The organism is Cellulomonas sp. 73-92 (assembly GCF_001898175.1).
GTDB lineage: Bacteria > Actinomycetota > Actinomycetes > Actinomycetales > Cellulomonadaceae > Cellulomonas.
Genome location: NZ_MKTH01000012.1, coordinates 82595 through 98292, shown reverse-complemented (window position 1 = coordinate 98292; position 15698 = coordinate 82595). Strand labels below are relative to the sequence as shown.

General features: G+C 74.2%; 15 protein-coding genes. 4 read left to right on the top strand and 11 right to left on the bottom strand.

What is annotated here, in order from left to right; translation table 11 throughout:
• Window positions 1-123: 123 nt before the first annotated feature.
• Genes BGO37_RS06275 through BGO37_RS06265 form a run of 3 tightly spaced genes read right to left on the bottom strand, consistent with a single transcriptional unit; the run spans window position 124 to window position 2686 of the window.
• Window positions 124-1026, bottom strand: coding sequence for a metal ABC transporter permease (locus BGO37_RS06275; protein WP_291753305.1), 903 nt, complete (start codon window positions 1024-1026; stop codon window positions 124-126).
• On the bottom strand, window positions 1026-1814 hold the full coding sequence (locus tag BGO37_RS06270) for a metal ABC transporter ATP-binding protein (protein WP_291753160.1): 789 nt from the start codon (window positions 1812-1814) through the stop codon (window positions 1026-1028). Before BGO37_RS06270 ends, BGO37_RS06275 begins: the two co-directional genes overlap by 1 nt.
• Window positions 1811-2686 carry a zinc ABC transporter substrate-binding protein gene (locus BGO37_RS06265; protein ID WP_291753159.1) on the bottom strand — a complete coding sequence of 292 codons (876 nt, stop codon included), beginning with the start codon at window positions 2684-2686 and terminating at the stop codon, window positions 1811-1813. Before BGO37_RS06265 ends, BGO37_RS06270 begins: the two co-directional genes overlap by 4 nt.
• A gap of 210 nt (window positions 2687-2896) precedes the next feature.
• On the opposite strand from BGO37_RS06265, the gene BGO37_RS06260 reads away from it, so the two are divergent.
• On the top strand, window positions 2897-3295 hold the full coding sequence (locus BGO37_RS06260) for a Fur family transcriptional regulator (RefSeq protein ID WP_291753157.1): 399 nt from the start codon (window positions 2897-2899) through the stop codon (window positions 3293-3295).
• A 159-nt stretch (window positions 3296-3454) separates the two neighbouring features.
• Here the strand turns inward: BGO37_RS06260 and BGO37_RS06255 are convergent, their stop codons facing one another.
• A complete protein-coding gene (locus BGO37_RS06255; RefSeq protein ID WP_291753156.1) occupies window positions 3455-4972 on the bottom strand; it encodes an HNH endonuclease signature motif containing protein in 1518 nt (505 codons plus the stop codon).
• 112 nt (window positions 4973-5084) lie between these two features.
• Window positions 5085-5351 (bottom strand): hypothetical protein, encoded by a 267-nt coding sequence (locus BGO37_RS06250; RefSeq protein ID WP_291753150.1) that lies wholly within the window; start codon window positions 5349-5351, stop codon window positions 5085-5087.
• Between the two features lie 169 nt (window positions 5352-5520).
• Here BGO37_RS06250 and BGO37_RS06245 point away from each other — a divergent pair, with 169 nt between their 5' ends.
• From BGO37_RS06245 to BGO37_RS06235, 3 genes are read left to right on the top strand one after another with little or no spacing between them, the layout of a single operon-like run.
• Entirely contained in the window at window positions 5521-6318 is a 798-nt protein-coding gene (locus BGO37_RS06245) for a DUF1295 domain-containing protein (RefSeq protein WP_291753149.1), read from the top strand.
• Between the two features lie 28 nt (window positions 6319-6346).
• Window positions 6347-7132, top strand: coding sequence for a hypothetical protein (locus tag BGO37_RS06240; RefSeq protein WP_291753148.1), 786 nt, complete (start codon window positions 6347-6349; stop codon window positions 7130-7132).
• Window positions 7129-7344: a DUF6186 family protein gene (locus BGO37_RS06235; protein WP_291753147.1), complete on the top strand. Its 216-nt coding sequence runs from the start codon at window positions 7129-7131 to the stop codon at window positions 7342-7344. The genes BGO37_RS06240 and BGO37_RS06235 overlap by 4 nt, the downstream gene beginning before the upstream one ends.
• 20 nt (window positions 7345-7364) lie before the next feature.
• Here the strand turns inward: BGO37_RS06235 and BGO37_RS06230 are convergent, their stop codons facing one another.
• From BGO37_RS06230 to BGO37_RS06205, 6 genes are all read right to left on the bottom strand, one after another.
• On the bottom strand, window positions 7365-9668 hold the full coding sequence (locus tag BGO37_RS06230) for a heavy metal translocating P-type ATPase (RefSeq protein WP_291753146.1): 2304 nt from the start codon (window positions 9666-9668) through the stop codon (window positions 7365-7367).
• 107 nt (window positions 9669-9775) lie between these two features.
• The gene (locus BGO37_RS06225) at window positions 9776-10138 is read right to left on the bottom strand and encodes a hypothetical protein (RefSeq protein WP_291753145.1); all 363 of its coding nucleotides are present in this window, start codon (window positions 10136-10138) and stop codon (window positions 9776-9778) included.
• A gap of 20 nt (window positions 10139-10158) precedes the next feature.
• Window positions 10159-11349 carry a hypothetical protein gene (locus BGO37_RS06220; protein WP_291753144.1) on the bottom strand — a complete coding sequence of 397 codons (1191 nt, stop codon included), beginning with the start codon at window positions 11347-11349 and terminating at the stop codon, window positions 10159-10161.
• A gap of 74 nt (window positions 11350-11423) precedes the next feature.
• The gene (locus tag BGO37_RS06215; protein WP_291753143.1) at window positions 11424-12098 is read right to left on the bottom strand and encodes a response regulator; all 675 of its coding nucleotides are present in this window, start codon (window positions 12096-12098) and stop codon (window positions 11424-11426) included.
• The gene (locus BGO37_RS06210) at window positions 12095-13513 is read right to left on the bottom strand and encodes a DUF4118 domain-containing protein (RefSeq protein WP_291753142.1); all 1419 of its coding nucleotides are present in this window, start codon (window positions 13511-13513) and stop codon (window positions 12095-12097) included. The genes BGO37_RS06215 and BGO37_RS06210 overlap by 4 nt, the downstream gene beginning before the upstream one ends.
• A gap of 103 nt (window positions 13514-13616) precedes the next feature.
• On the bottom strand, window positions 13617-15575 hold the full coding sequence (locus BGO37_RS06205) for an APC family permease (protein WP_291753141.1): 1959 nt from the start codon (window positions 15573-15575) through the stop codon (window positions 13617-13619).
• Between the last annotated feature and the right edge of the window lie 123 nt (window positions 15576-15698).

Here is a 15698-nt window from a genome sequence, read left to right as displayed (position 1 = left end):
CGACCTCGGTGTCCGATCGGCCGCCAGCGCCGGCCGTCACATGGCGCCTCCTCCGTCGGTGCCGCGCGTCGAACCCTTGCCCGCCGCCGGGCCCGGCCCGGCCGCGCGGGTCCGTTCCCGCGGTCAGCCGACGACGGCGCCCGCCACCGCGCTCGGGCGGCGGACCCAGCCGTGCTGCCGGCGCCGGCGGCCCAGCCACCGGCACACGAGGTAGATGACGAACGAGATCGTGGTGATATACGGGCTGATCGGCACGCTCGCGCCCAGCGCGAGCAGGATCCCGCCGATCGCCGACACCTCGGCGAAGATCACCGCCAGCACCGGCACCCACACGGGCGAGGCCGAGATGCGGGTCGCCGCCGCGGCGGGCGTGATGAGCAGCGACAGCACCAGCAGCGCGCCGACCACCTGCACCGCCATCGCGACCGCGAGGCCCAGCAGCAGCATGAAGGCGAACGACAGCGCACGCGTCGGCACGCCGCGTGCCGCCGCGACCTCGGGATCGACCGAGGCGAAGGTCAGCGGTCGCCAGACGAAGAGCAGGCCGCCGACGACCACCACGGTGATCGCCGCCATGGCGCCGACCCGCGCGTCGTCGACGGCGACGATCTGCCCGGTGAGCAGGCCGAACTTGTTCGCGGCGCGGCCGGGGTAGAGCGCGAGGGCCAGCACGCCGAGCCCGAGGCCGAACGGCATCAGCACGCCGATGATCGAGTTGCGGTCGCGTGCCCGGGAGCCGAGGAAGCCGATCGCCATCGCCGCCACGAGCGACCCGATGATCGCGCCGAGGGTGACGTCGATCGAGAGGAGCAGCGCGGCGGACGCCCCGGCGAAGGAGAGCTCGCTCACGCCGTGCACGGCGAAGGCCAGGTCCCGCTGCATGACGAAGACGCCGACGAGACCGCCCACCAGCGCGAGCAGCACGCCCGCGATCAGCGAGTTGCGCACCAGCGGCAGCAGCTCTCCGTAGCTGCTGAAGTCGACGATCCGCTGCCACCAGGGCACGTCCGTCGCCAGGGCGAGCATCACTCGTCCTCCTCCTCGACGTGGTGGACGTGCCCGTCGTCGCCGACGATGAGGAGGCGTCCCTGGGTCCTGACGACCTCGACGGCCGTCCCGTACAGCTTGCTCAGCCGCTCGGACGTGAGCACCACGTCCGGGGCGCCGACCGCATGGCCCGCCGGCCCGAGGTACAGCACGCAGTCGGTGTACGGCAGCACCGGGTTGACCTCGTGGGTGACGAACAGCACGGCCGTCCCGGTCGCGTGGCGGGTGGTGTCGATGAGCGCCGTCACCTCCTGCTGGCGCCGGATGTCGAGCGACAGCAGCGGCTCGTCGCACAGCAGCACGGCCGGGTCCGAGGCGAGCGCCTGGGCGATGCGGACCCGCTGCTGCTCGCCGCCGGAGAGCATGCCCACGGGCACGTCCGCGTACTCGGTCGCCCCGACCGCCGCGAGGAGCTCGTCGACCCGCGCCCGCCGGTCGTGGTGCCCTGGCCCCCAGCGGTCGCCGTCGACGCCGAGGCGGACGATGTCCCGTGCGCGCACCGGCGTCGCCGGGTCGACGATCCGCTGCTGCGGCACGTAGCCGACGCTGCGGCTGCCACGGTGCGGCGGCCGGCCCATGACCGCGATCCGACCGCTCGTCAGGTGGAGCTGTCCGAGCACCGCCCGCAGGAGGCTCGTCTTGCCCGAGCCGTTGGGCCCGAGCACCGTAACGAACTCGCCCGCCTGGACGGCGAGGTCGACCCCGGACCAGACGACGCGCTCGCCGAAGGCGAGCGAGGCGCCCGCCAGCTCGAGGACCGGGCTCATCGGGTGACGGCCTCGTGCAGCGCCGTGATGGTGCGCTGCATCCACTCGACGTAGCCGATGCCGGCCGGCAGCGTCTCGGAGACGGTCACCACAGGAATGCCGGCGGCCTTCGCGGCGGCCTGGACCGCCTGCGTCTGCGGCCCGGTCGTCTGCTCGTTGTAGACGAGGGCCCGCACCGAGTGGGACGAGAAGAGCGCCAGCGTCGAGGCGAGCACCGCGGGCGGGACGTCCGTCTCGTTCTCGATCGCCGCGGAGAACTCCGGCGGCGTGAGGTTCTTCAGGCCGGCCAGGTCGAGCAGGTACTGCGGCACGGACTCGGTGACCGCGACGGCGCTGCCGCCGGCCAGCTGCTTGATGTCGGCCACCTGCCGCTCGAGGTCGGTGACCTGCCCGTCGAACGTCTTGGCGTTGGCGGTGAACGTCGCGGCGTTGCCCGGGTCGATAGTGCCCAGCTTGATGGCGATCTGGTCGGCCACGGCCCGCACGGCCGGCAGGTCGTACCAGACGTGCTCGTTGTCCTTGCCCGTGTTGGCGATCGCGAAGGCGTGCAGCACCGGGGGCGGCGAGCCGAGGCCGGCCAGCATGGTGTCGACGAAGTCGTCGTACCCGCCCCCGTTCGCCACCACCAGCACCGCCTTCTTCAGCGCGAGCTGGTTGCGGGCGTTGGCCTCGTAGGAGTGCGGGTCGGCCGAGGGGCTGTCGATGAACGACGTCACCGAGACCAGGCTGCCGCCGACCTGGTTGACGATGTTCCCCCAGACGTTCGTGGAGGCGACGACGGCGAGGCCGCCGGTCTCGCCCGGGGTCGGAGCCGGCGAGCAGGCCGCGGCGAGGGGCACGACGAGCCCGACGAGCGCCGCGACCACGCCCACCCGACCCCGGCGGCGTCCGATCCGGAAGCGGGTCGGACGCGGGGCGTGAGCGGTGCTGACAGGGCGCGGCGGCACGGATCTTCCCTCTGACGAGCGGTGTTGTCGCTATAGAGAGTAGTTCTCATTTGCAACAGCGGCAAACTGCACTACGGTTCTCATCAAGGGGTTCGCAACTGAGAACCGGCCACGCGCCGCGGGGAGGTGTCGAAGATGATCGGTCAGCGGGTGACGCGTCAGCGCACGGCGATCGGCGCCCTCCTCGACGGCCTCGGCGACTTCCGCAGCGCCCAGCAGATCCACACGCTGCTGGCCGAGCGCGGCGAGGACATCGGGCTCGCCACCGTCTACCGCACGCTGGGCGCGATGGCGACCGCCGGCGAGGTCGACAGCCTGCGCACCGGCACGGGCGAGTCCCTCTTCCGCCGCTGCGCCCGCCCGTCGACCCACCACCACCACCTCGTCTGCCGCAGCTGCGGCCGCACGGTCGAGGTCCAGGGCCCGAACCTCGAGTCCCTCGTCCGCTCGATCGCCGCCGAGCACGGCTTCACCGACGTCGAGCACACGCTCGAGTTCTTCGGCACCTGCCAGTCCTGCGCCTCCGCGCGCTGACCCCCACCGCCGCGGCGCAGCTCACGATCCGATGACGGCGCGCCGGAGCCCACACCGACAGCAGGGCGAGCCGGTCCGAGGGTAGGTCGCGGCCCGTCGCCGCTGCGGCGCCGAGCGATCACGGCGCCCTCAAGCTCACGCCGACAGCAGGGCGAACGCTCACGCCGACAGCAGGGCGAGCAGGTCCGGCGGCGGGTCGCCCCGAGCGCCCCCGCCAGGGTCATCGCCGCCCGCCGATGGCAGCGCGTCGCCGCCGCTGCGCCTTGCCGGGCCGTCGAGCCCGCCGCTACGAACGGCCATGACCAGCGACGCCTCTCGCCCCGGCTCTCCACCGGTCGGGAGTCCGTATCGACGGCCGTCCGGGCGACGGTGCTCGAGGGTGCCGTCCGACAGGCGCGTGATACGGATGTCGAGGCGGTGGATCTCGTGATGGTGGTAGCTGCAGTAGGGGGCGCAGTTGGCGATGTCGGTGCGTCCGTCGTGCTCGAACCACCACCGCAGGTGGTGCAGCTCCGTGTAGCGCAGCGGCACGCCGCAGCCGGGGAAGGCGCAGGTGCGGACCCCGGCCCCGTACAGCGCGAGCCAGTGCTGACGCTGGAACAGTCGTTCGCCGCGGCCGAGGTCCAAGGGCTCGCCGAGGGCGCCCACAACGGCGCGGGTCAGCGCGCAGTCGCACAACGCCCGGCCGATCTCCGACGCGGGCCACGGCCGGTCGGTCTCGTCGACGACGGGCGGCACGCCACGCAACCGCGCGATGAGGTCCGCCGCCGAGCCGACGGAGCCGGTCGAACCCGGTCCTTCCCCGTCCATGACACTGTGCTCCGCGTCGAACGCGGGCCGACGCGGAGCGCGCAGCGCCGCCCACGTCTCCTGCGTCAGGGTGACGACGGCCTGCACCGGGGCGATGGCGCCGGGGGTGGTGGCCCGGTCGACGGCGACGCGGTCGACCATGCTCACCAGGGCGTCCGCTTGCCGCTGTTCCCGGGTCCGTTCGTCGTCGAGCGCGGGGCGCGGGCACAACGCATCGATCACCTTGGCCAGCTTGTGCCCCGCCACCGAGTCCAGCCGACCCTTGAGCAGGGTGCCGCCCGACGTGTGGGTCCACGCGAACGACCGCTCCGCCCGCTGCTCGTCGTGCGAGCGCTGACGCGCGGCCGGGTCGAGGGATGCCGACATCGCGGCGAGCTGCCGCCCGAACTCCGACCCGTCCCACCGCCGCACCATCTCGACGACCTGCGCCTGCCCGTCTGAGGTGGCCAGCTCGGCAGCGAGCCGCGGTGAGGCGGCCGTCGCCCGGGCGATCGCCTGCAGGTGCCAGGGCGTCACCGACCCACCGACGAGAGCGTCGGCCACCGCCGGCATGGCCGAGAGCGTCTCGGCCTGGCCGACCGCCGCGGACCCCGCCCCGCGTCCCTGCCGCGACTCGCGCCCGATGAACCCGGCGAGGTCACGGTCGCCGTGCAGCGACCACGTACCGGCCGCACGCTCCGCCGTCACCACCCGCGCGCGCAGCGCCGTCGCCAGTCGCTCCACCTGGTCGATGTCCGCCAGCACGGCCCGGCGGGTGCCGGCGTCCCACTCCTCGGCGTGCACCCCGACGCCCAGCGCCGCTCGACCGGCGACGACCCAGGCGGCCACCTCGGTCGGCACGGCAGGGCACGACGAGCCGCCGATCATCGCCAGCACCCCCGATAGGTCTCGAACTGATGTTCGAAGACTATCGCACAGAGCGCCGACATGCCACCGGAAGGCGCCGTTGACCTGCGGAATCACCCGTTCGAGGACGACCTCAGGACGCGTTGACCGCCGACCCCTGCACCGCGAGCGCGGCCTGCCTGATCACCAGGTCCCGGTACACCCCGTAGAGCCACTCGACGCGATCGGGCGACGACCCGTCGACGCACGCCTCGAGCCACTCGCGCTTCGCGTCGGCGATCGCGGCGGAGGGCGCCTGTCCCCAGACCGGGGCGACGTAGCTGACGGGACGACGGGCGGGCGAGCGCCGTGCCGACCGCACGACACCCTGCACCACCACCGACGAACGCCCCGACGTCATGTGACGAGTCTCCCCTGCCGCCCCACCCCTTGTGCCCGTTTGTCCTAGTTTTCGCCCCTCGTGACAGCCGTGACGACCCCCTCCACCGCGAGGAGCACCCGGGGCCCGCCCGACGAACGACGACCCGCCTGCGGCGCCGCGCGGCCCCGCGGCCGTACGGTGCTGCCCTGTGAGCGCCCTCGCCGTCAACCTCTGGATCGCCGCCGCCGTCACCGCCGCCTGCTGGTTCGCGTCGCTCGCGACCCGCGAGTACTCCTGGGTGGACCGCGTCTGGTCGATCGTGCCCGTGGTCTACCTCTGGGTGTTCGCGGCGAACGCCCATGACGCCCGCGTCACCCTCATGGCGGTGCTCGTGACGGCGTGGGGCGCCCGCCTGACCTTCAACTTCGCCCGACGCGGCGGCTACGCCCCCGGCGGCGAGGACTACCGCTGGCAGGTGCTGCGCGCCCGCATGCCGGGTTGGCAGTTCCAGCTGCTCAACCTCGTCTTCATCGCCACGATCCAGAACGCGATCCTCCTGGCGATCACGCTCCCCGCCTGGACCGCGAGCCGGCACCCCCGCCCGCTGGGTGCGGGCGACGTGATCGCGGCCGCCGTCTTCGTCGTGCTCCTGGTCGGGGAGACGGTCGCCGACCAGCAGCGCTGGGCCTTCCATCGCGACGGCCGCGCGGCCGAGGGGACGATGCTGCGCACCGGGCTGTTCCGGATCAGCCGGCACCCCAACTACGTGTGCGAGATCGGCCAGTGGTGGGTCGTGTTCGCCTTCGGCGCGATCGCCGCGGGCACCGTGGTCCTGCCGACCGTCGCCGGCGCCGTGCTCCTGACGCTGCTGTTCGTCCCCTCGACGATGTTCACCGAGCAGATCTCGGCGTCGCGCCGCCCGGACTTCGAGGACTACCGCCGCAGCACCCCGATGTTCCTCGGCCTGCCGAGGCATGCCCGGGCAGGTAACGTGACGAGGGCGTGACCTGGAGGGTCCCGGGAGGGAGGCGACGGTGACCTCCCCCGCACCGACCCCGCGCCGGTCCCACCTCTTCCGCCGCTCCGGCGGCGCACCGGCCCGGCTCGCGCACGACGAATCCGGCGCCGCGGGCCTGGCGCACGACGAACCCCGCGCCGCCCGCCTGGCGCACGACGAACCCCGCGCCGCCCGCCTGGCACGCACCGGCCCCGCCCACGCCCCGCGATCCGACGACGACGCCCGCACGCTCACCTTCGGGACCGTCGCATGGCTCGTGGTGCTCGCCGCGGTCACCGGGGTCCAGCTCAGCCGCCGCGCGTGGCCCGACGCGCTGACGCTGCTGGCCGTCCTCGGGGTGCTCGTCGTCGACCTCACCGGCAGCCTCCGGCACGGGACGGTCACCGTCTCGCACACCGGCCCCGCGATCATCGGCGCGGCCGTGCTCGTGGGGCTCGTGCTGTTCGTCGCCCCGCGGCACGGCACCGTCGCGGGCCTCGCGGTCGTCGCGTCCGGCGCCGCCGCGCTCGCCTACGCGTGGCCGGACCGGGCCGACGACGACCACGTGGCCGCCGACCGCCCGGTCTGGGACCGCCCGACGAGCCGCACCGCCCTCGCCTGGTCCGCCGCGTGGATCGCGGCGTGCCTGTGGGAGCTGGCGATGTTCGTGCTCGGCAGCCACGAGACCGACGGACGCAACCTCTACCCGGCGGCGTCCGACCTTCTCGACCCGGTGCTGGACAACCCGCTGGCCAAGGCCCTGTTCGTCGTCGTCTGGCTCGCGGCCGGCGTCGGCCTCCTCGCGCGGACGGACCGGCGATGATCCGCTCGACCGTCGTCTTCCTCATGTGCGGCGTCGCGCTCTTCGTCGTGCTGCGCTCGGGGGTGCGCCGCGGCGCCATGGTGACGTCGGCACGGATGTTCGAGCGGGCGATGGCCAACCGGACCATCCGCATCGCGATGGTGCTGGTGTGGTGGTGGCTCGGCTGGCACTTCCTCGTCGGGCAGACCGTCGACCCGGGCGGCGGGCTCTGAGCCTCGGAGCGCGGTGAGCCTCACACGGTGGTGAGGCTCATCGCCCCCTCGTCCTCCTGCGCGTTGTGCAGGCGCAGGATCGCGTACAGCCCGTAGAGCAGCCGGCGCAGCTCGACGACGTCCTCGGGCGCCACCGGGTCGCCGCCGCGCGCCTCGTCGTCGATCCCGGACAGCAGCCGGTGCAGCCGCGCGACCTGGTGCTCGATCTCCGCATGGGTGCGCGACAGCGCCGCGACGGCGTCCGTGCTGCCGAGCGCGCGGGCGACGAGCGGCAGCAGCACCCGCTCGTCCTCGCGCTCGTGGGGCAGCAGGTCGTCGTCGAGCGACCTCATGAGGTCGTGCACCTCGGCGAGGTCCGGCTCGTGGGTCGTCAGCGCGTCCGCCACCTGACCCACCCGCTCGACGAGCGGACCGAGGGCGTCGTGCTCCTCCCGCAGGCCGGCGAGCGTCTCGCGGTCCTGCGCCGCGAGCGTCACCGAGTGCAGCTGGCCGGGCAGCACCGCGCGCAGCGCGACGCCGATCGCCAGCACGTCGATGACCTCCTGCAGCGCCGCGCCGACCGCGGGCGCGAGCAGCCCGGCCGCGGCCGCGACCATCGCGACCAGCGACAGCCCCATCCCGACCGCGACCGACTGGCGGGCGATCCCGCGCGACCGGCGCGCGACGAGGATCGCGTCCGCGAGGGCGTCGACCCGGTCCACCGTGAGCACCACGTCCGCCGCCTCCGACGAGGCGGTGGCCCCCCGGGCGGCCAGCGCCACCCCGACGCTCGCCGCGGCGAGTGCCGGCGCGTCGTTGATGCCGTCGCCCACCATGATCGTCGGGGCGGTCTTCGCCTCGGCCGTCAGCGCCCGCAGCTTGTCGGCCGGGTCGCAGTCGGCCAGCACCGTGTCCACGCCGACCACCCGGCCGACCATGTCCGCGACGTCTGCCCGGTCGCCGGTGGCCAGCACCACGCGCCTGATGCCGGCGCCGCGCAGCGCGCGCACCATGCGGGGGGCGTCCGGCCGGATCGGGTCGTGCAGCAGCAGCGCGGCGGCGATGGCGCCGTCGACCTCGACCAGCACCGCCAGCGAGCCGTCGAGGTCCGCGCGGCGGCGCACCTGGCGCGCCCACTGGTCGGGGTGCGGGCCGATGATCCAGTCGAGCCGGCCGACGCGGACGGCGTGCCCGTCCACCGTGCCGGAGACCCCCTGACCGTGCGTCTCGGCGACGTCGGTCGGCATCGTCAGCGCGAGGCCGCGCGCGGTGGCCGCCTGGACGATCGGCCCGGCGAGCACGTGCGCCGACGCCTGGTCGAGCGAGGCCCCCAGCCGCAGCGCCTCGTCGGCGTCCGCACCGGCCGCCGCCACCACGTCGGTGAGCGTCGGGCGCCCGCGGGTGAGCGTGCCCGTCTTGTCGAAGACGATCACCTTGCCGTCGGCGAGGCGCTCGAGGGCGCCGCCGCCCTTGATGACGACGCCGAGCCGCGCGGCGCGCGACAGGCCCGAGACCAGGGCGATCGGCGCGGCGAGGAGCAGCGGGCACGGCGTGGCGACGACGAGCACGGCCACCGCACGCACCGGGTCGCCGGACACGATCCAGCCGATCGCGGCGAGCACCAGCGTCAGGGGGACGAAGAGGATGGCCATCCGGTCCGCGGCCCGGACGAACGGCGCCGAGGCCGCCTGCGCCTGCTCGACGAGCCGGACGAGGCCCGCGTAGGTGGAGGTCTCGGCGGTCGTCGTGGTGACGATCTCCACCGGGCCACCGGCGCTGACGACGCCGGAGCGCACGTCGTCGCCGGCCGGCCGGTCCACCGGCGCGGACTCCCCCGTCAGGGCAGACTCGTCGAACGTCCCCGGCACCAGCAGCCGGCCGTCGACCGGCACGACCTCTCCGGTGCGGACCATGAGGTGGTCACCCAGGGCGACCTCGTCGATGGAGATCTCGACGAGCCCGTCCGCGACGACCTTGCGGGCGCGGCGCGGGGCGCGCGCCACCAGCAGGCTGAGCTCGCGGCGGGCACGGGCCTCGGCCCGCTCGTCGAGCACCTGGCCGGTGGCCAGCATGAGCGTGATGATCGCGCCGGCGAGCGGCTCGCCCACCCACAGGGCGCCACCCAGCGCCAGCACGGCGATGATGTCGACCGTCGGCCGCTTGTGGCGCGCCGCCTCGATCGTCGCGGTCAGCGCGAACGCCAGCCCCAGCAGGGTGCCGGCGATCCACATCCAGTCGGCCGTGGGGTGCGCGCCGGCCCACCAGGCGGCACCGCCGCCGCCGAGCAGCAGCACGGACAGGACGAGGACAAGGGCCTCGTGATGGCGGCGCACCCACGTGATCATGGATCCATTGTGCGGAACGCATTCCGCACATCGGCCGGTCGATGGGCCCAGGAATTCGTTTCTGTCGGCGCCCGCAATCCGGTTTTCGGTCGTCCGAAAAGCCGCGCTCAGCCGCGGCCGGGGCGCGGCCGCACCGGACGGCCGTCGAGCCCGACGAGCTCGTCACCGGAGACGCGCAGCGGGTACAGCGGAGACCGGGAGCCGGCCGCCGGCCCCCACACGAGCTCGCCCTCCCCGGGCGGCACCGTCGGTTCCGCCCGCTCCACGGCGGCCCACGTCATGACGTCGTCCGCCGCGGGGTCCACGGCCGCGAGCCACCCGGGCCGCCCGGGCGGCCCGAGCAGCACGAGCACGTACTCCTGCGGCCGGTCGAGCCGGCGCACCACGTCGGCGCGGGCGGGCACGTCCTCGCCCGCGCCGACGGCGGTGCGCGTCAGCCGGACCGCGTGCGCGACGAGCGTCCCGTCCACGCGCGGCAACCTACCCCCGCTCAGATGCCGCGGCCCCCGGTCAGCTGCGCGAACAGCCGGCCGTCGCTGCGCAGGTAGAACCGGTGGGCGCCGTAGCTGACGAGCTTGAACGGGTAGTAGGGCGACAGCGACTCCCGGCAGGGGCGCCACACCCAGTGGCGGCTAATGCAGGCGATGTCCGGGCGGATCCGGACCTCGCCCAGCCGGCCCGGCAGGCGGTGCGTGGTGCCGTAGACGCGCTCCTCGACCTCCTTCTCGTCCAGCGTCAGCAGCGCCGTCTCGTGCGCCTGCGGCAGCGCGCGCGCCTGCAGGTACGTGCCGAACCGGGCGTCGATGTCCACCACCGCCGTCACCTGCTCGCCGCGCCCGCAGGGCACGATCCAGTAGAAGTCGTCCACCCGGTCGAGGCGCTGCACCAGCTGCGGCCGCCCGACGAGCGCGACGCCGTCCAGCGCGGCCCGCCACCCCTCCCGCCCGGTGAGGCCCACCTCGTCGACGGCGTGCAGCGCGAGGTCCGCGGCGCGCCGCCAGCTGACGAGCTCCTCGCCCTCGCGCCGCCGGTCGTCGCCCTCCTGCCGCTCGGGGTGGCGCGTGGGCGGCGGCTCCGGGTCGCAGACAGCCACGAACTTGCCGTTCCAGTAGCCGCCGGGGATGCCGGTCATGTAGGTGTCGCGCCACTGGGTGATCGAGATGTGCTCGTCGGCCACGCCCCGCGTCCCGCCGGAGCCGCAGCCGTCGCTCGTCGAGTGCGGGGGCGGCGGCCCGGGGGTCGGGACGGGTGGCCACGGGTTGTTGACGTCGAAGCCGGAGATCGAGTAGCCGACGTCGCCCGAGCTGGTGGGCGCGTCGCTCGCGGTGTAGCCGCGCACGACGATCCAGTGGTCCGACCCGTAGACCATCGCCACCGGCGACACCCGGTAGTGATGGACCGTCCACGCGATCATGCGCGAGATCGCGTCCTCCGTGTCGAGGGCGTCGAGGACGAAGTACCGCCCGGACTGCCGGTTGTTCAACGTCCACCGCAGGCCGTCCGGCGCGGTGTACCAGCCGCTCTCGGTGGTCGAGTGGGAGTGGTTGTCGCTGTAGAGCCCGGCCTGCCCGAGCAGGCCCTGGCCGCACTGGTCGAGCACCATCTGGGCGCAGGCCGCGCCGCAGTAGTAGTCGGTGTCCTGCTGGTGGTAGACGGTCGGCAGGTCCTCGTGAACGGTCATCGTGCCCTCCTTCGTCGGGCGCCCCGAAAGGGTGCACGACGAAGGAGCCCGGCCCACGCCGGCCGATACCCGGCTCAGGGCTCGAAGCGGTACCCGATGCCCGGCTCGGTGACCAGGTGCCGCGGGCGCGCCGGCGTCGGCTCGAGCTTGCGCCGCAGCTGCGCGACGTAGACGCGCAGGTAGTTCGTCTGCCCGTCGTACGCCGGCCCCCACACCTCGCGGAGCAGCTGCTGCTGCGTCACGAGCTTGCCGGGGTTGCGCACGAGGATCTCCAGCAGGTGCCACTCCGTGGGGGTCAGCCGGACCACCGAGCCGTTCCGCGTGACGCGGTGCGCCGCGAGGTCCACCGTGAACGCGGGCGTCGTCACCACGGGCTCCACCGGCGAGGGGGTGGCACGGCGCAGGGCCGCGCGGATCCGCGCCAGCAGCTCGTCCATGCCGAACGGCTTGGTCACGTAGTCGTCCGCCCCGGCGTCGAGCGCGTCGACCTTCGCCCACTGGGTGTCGCGCGCGGAGAGCACGACGATCGGCACCGAGGTCCAGCCGCGCAGGCCGGCGACGACCTCGACGCCGTCCATGTCGGGCAGGCCGAGGTCCAGCACCACGAGGTCGGGCGGCTGGGTGGCGGCGTGCCGCAGCGCCGTGGCGCCGTCGGCCGCCGTCTCGACGTCGAAGTGCCGCGCGCGCAGGTTGATCGCCAGGGCGCGGAGCAGCGCGGGGTCGTCGTCGACGACGAGGATGCGGCTCATCGCTCGGCGACCACGGGCAGCCGCAGCGTCATCGTCAGCCCGCCGCCGGCGGTCTGCGACGGCGTGACCGTGACGTCCATCGCACGCGTGAAGCCGCGGACGATGGCCAGCCCGAGGCCGGCGCCGGCGCCGGCCGCGTGGTCGTCGAGCCGCTGGAACGGCTCGAACATCGCGTCCCACAGCTCGCTGGGCACGCCCGTGCCGTGGTCCACCACCGCCAGCTCGACGCCCCCGGAGCCCGGCCGCGCGGTCATGTCGACCGCCCGGCCGGCGGGGCTGTGCTTCACCGCGTTGTCGACGAGGTTCGCCACCACGCGGCCGAGCAGCCCGGGGTCCACCCGCACCAGCGGCAGGTCGTCGGGGATGTCCATCTTCACGGCGCCGCTCGGCGCGTCCAGCAGCGCGAGGGCCACCACCTCGTCGACCGCCACCGGCTCGGGCCGCGCGGTGACCGCCCCCACCTGGATCCGGGTGGCGTCGAGGACGTCCGCGATGAGCGCGGTCAGCCGGTCCGTCGACTCCTCGATGGTCGCCAGCAGGTCGGCCTGCTCCTGCGGCGACCAGTCGACGTCGTCCTGCCGCAGGCTCGACACGGCCGCCTTGAGGCCCGCGAGCGGCGTGCGCAGGTCGTGCCCCACCGAGGCGAGCAGCGCCGAGCGCACCCGGTCGGCCTCGGTCAGCCGGTCCGTCAGCCGCACCAGGTGCTGGGTCTCGTAGGCGCGGGCGGCCGCCGCGGCGAGCCGCTCGAGCACCGACCGGTCCTCCGCGAAGAGCGCGGGCCCGTGCAGCACCAGCTCCAGCTCGGCGCTCGCCGGCACCCGCACCTCCTCGTCGTCGGGCGCCGCGTGCCCGACGGACGCCAGCACCGAGGGGGCGCCGCCGTTGACGCGCCGCACCAGCTCGGCCGAGCCCATGCCGAACGTGGCCCGCACCTGCTCGAGCACGGCGCTCAGCGAGAGCTGCTCGGCCGGGCTGCCGGACACCGCGGAGAGCAGCTCGGCCTCGCGGCTGCTGCGCTCCGCCCGGCCCCGGTCCCGTGCGGCGATCTCGACGGTGACCGCGACGACCACGGCGACCAGGGCGAACACGAGGAGCTGGACCACCGAGTCGCGGTGCTCGACGTTGAGCGTGTGGTACGGCGGGGTGAGGAACCAGTTGGCCGCGAGGACGCTGGCCACCGCGGCGATCACCGCCGGCCAGATGCCGCCGACCGCGGCCACGACGACGACGGCCAGCAGGTAGAGCAGCAGCACCGAACCGAGGGTGAGCGAGCCGCGCGAGTCGTCGAGCACCGCGGTGAGGAGCGGCAGCGCGACGAGTGCGACGACGAACCCCGCCACCCGGCGCCGCGCCGGGAGCCCGGAGACCGGCGCCGGCAGCTCCCGCGCCGGCGCCGGCTCATCGCGCACGCTCATGGGCCCAGCGTGGCACGACGAGCCTGCGCCGCGGCGCGCCGCCACTCAGGACGCGGTCCCCCGCCGGGGGCGCGGCGGGGGACCGCGGGTCGTGGGGTGGCGCCTACTCCCGCCCGGCCGCCGCCATCGCGGGCGGCCGCGGCGCCGCGACCTCGCGCCCGAGCCGGTACGGCACGCTCGTCACCATGACGCCGGGCTGGAACAGCAGCCGGCTCTTGAGGCGCAGCGCGCTCTGGTTGTGCAGCAGCTGCTCCCACCAGTGCTCGACGACGTACTCCGGCACGTACACGGCCACGACGTCGCGCGGGCTGCGCCGCCGGATCTCGGCGATGTACTCCACCGCCGGGCGGGTCATGTCGCGGTAGGGCGAGTCGAGGACGGTGAGCGGAACCGGCACGTCGCGGGTGTTCCAGTCGGCGAGCAGGCGCTCGGTCTCGCGGGGGTTGGTGCGGATCGTCAGGGCCTCGAGCGACGACGGCCGGGTGGCGCGGGCGAAGGCCAGGGCGCGCAGCGCCGGGGTCGTCAGCCGCGACACCAGGACGATGGCGTGCACCCGGCTCGGCAGCGGCACGCCCTCGACCCCCGGCGCCAGCGCCTGGTCCACGCGCCGGTAGTGCCGGTGCACGGCCTGCATCACGAAGAAGAGCACCGGCATGGCGATGCAGACGAGGTAGGCGCCGTGCGTGAACTTGGTCACCAGGACGATCAGCAGCACGACGAACGTCAGAGCGGCACCGAACCCGTTGATGACGCGGGCGCGCAGCACGTGCCCGCGCTGCGTGGACAGGCCGTTGCGCAGCTCGGCGGACCAGTGCCGCACCATGCCCAGCTGGCTCAGCGTGAAGCTGACGAAGACGCCGATGATGTACAGCTGGATCAGCCGGGTGGTGCTGGCGTGGAACGCGAACAGCAGCCCCACCGCGGCCGCCGAGAGCACCAGGACGCCGTTGCTGTAGACGAGCCGGTCACCGCGCCGCGCCAGCTGGCGCGGCATGAAGCCGTCCTGGCCGAGGATCGACGCGAGGATCGGGAACCCGTTGAACGCCGTGTTCGCGGCCAGCACCAGGATCAGCGTGGTGAAGCCCTGCACCAGGTAGAACCCGACGCTGTTCAGGCCGAACACGGCACCCGCGAGCTGCGCGATGACCGTGCGCTGCACGTAGCCGTCCGGGGCACCGATGAGCCGGGCCGGGTCGTCGGACATGTGCACCTTCGAGACCAGGGCCAGCACGGTGATCCCGGCGAACATCGTCACGGTGAGCACGCCCATGATCGCCAGGGTCCCCGCCGCGTTGCGGCTCTTCGGCCGCCGGAAGTTGGGCACCCCGTTGCTGACGGCCTCGACGCCGGTCAGGGCGGTGCAGCCGGAGGCGAACGACCGCAGCAGCACCGCGACGAGCGCCAGCGAGCCGAGGCTCTGCGTGCTGGCCGCCACCCCGATGCTGGCCGACTCGGCCACCGGCGCGTGGCCCGCCGCGGCCCGGACCAGCCCGATCGCGATCATGGCGAACACGGCGACGACGAATCCGTAGGTCGGGATCGCGAAGGCCTTGCCGGACTCCTTCACACCGCGCAGGTTGGCGACGGTGAGGACGACGACGACGGCCACCGAGAGCCACGTGGCGTAGGGCGCGAACGACGGGAGCGCGGAGACCAGGTTGGCGACGCCGGCGGCGACCGAGACGGCCACGGTGAGCACGTAGTCGACGAGCAGGGCCGAGGCGGCGACGAGCGCGGCACCCTGCCCGAGGTTGGCCCGGCTCACCGCGTACGCGCCACCGCCGCCGGGGTACGCGTAGCAGGTCTGCCGGTAGGAGGCGACGACCGTGAGCAGCAGCAGCACCACCGCCCCGGCGACCCACGGGGACAGGTGCAGCAGCGCCAGCCCGCCGACGGACAGGACGAGCAGGATCTCCTCGGTCGCGTACGCGTTGGACGACAGCGGGTCCGAGCAGAACACCGGCAGCGCCAGCCACTTGGGCAGGAGCTGCTCGCCCATGCGGTCGGTGGCGAGCGGTTTGCCCAGGAGCATGCGCTTGGGCAGCGAGACGTAGGCCGACACGCCTCCAGGACAGCGCCGTCCGCTCGGGACCGCGGGGGATCTTGACGCGTTCTTAGCGGGCCTACCCGGACTCCTGACGCGGCGCCGCTCGGAATGCGCACGACGAGGCCGGGCTTGATCGTG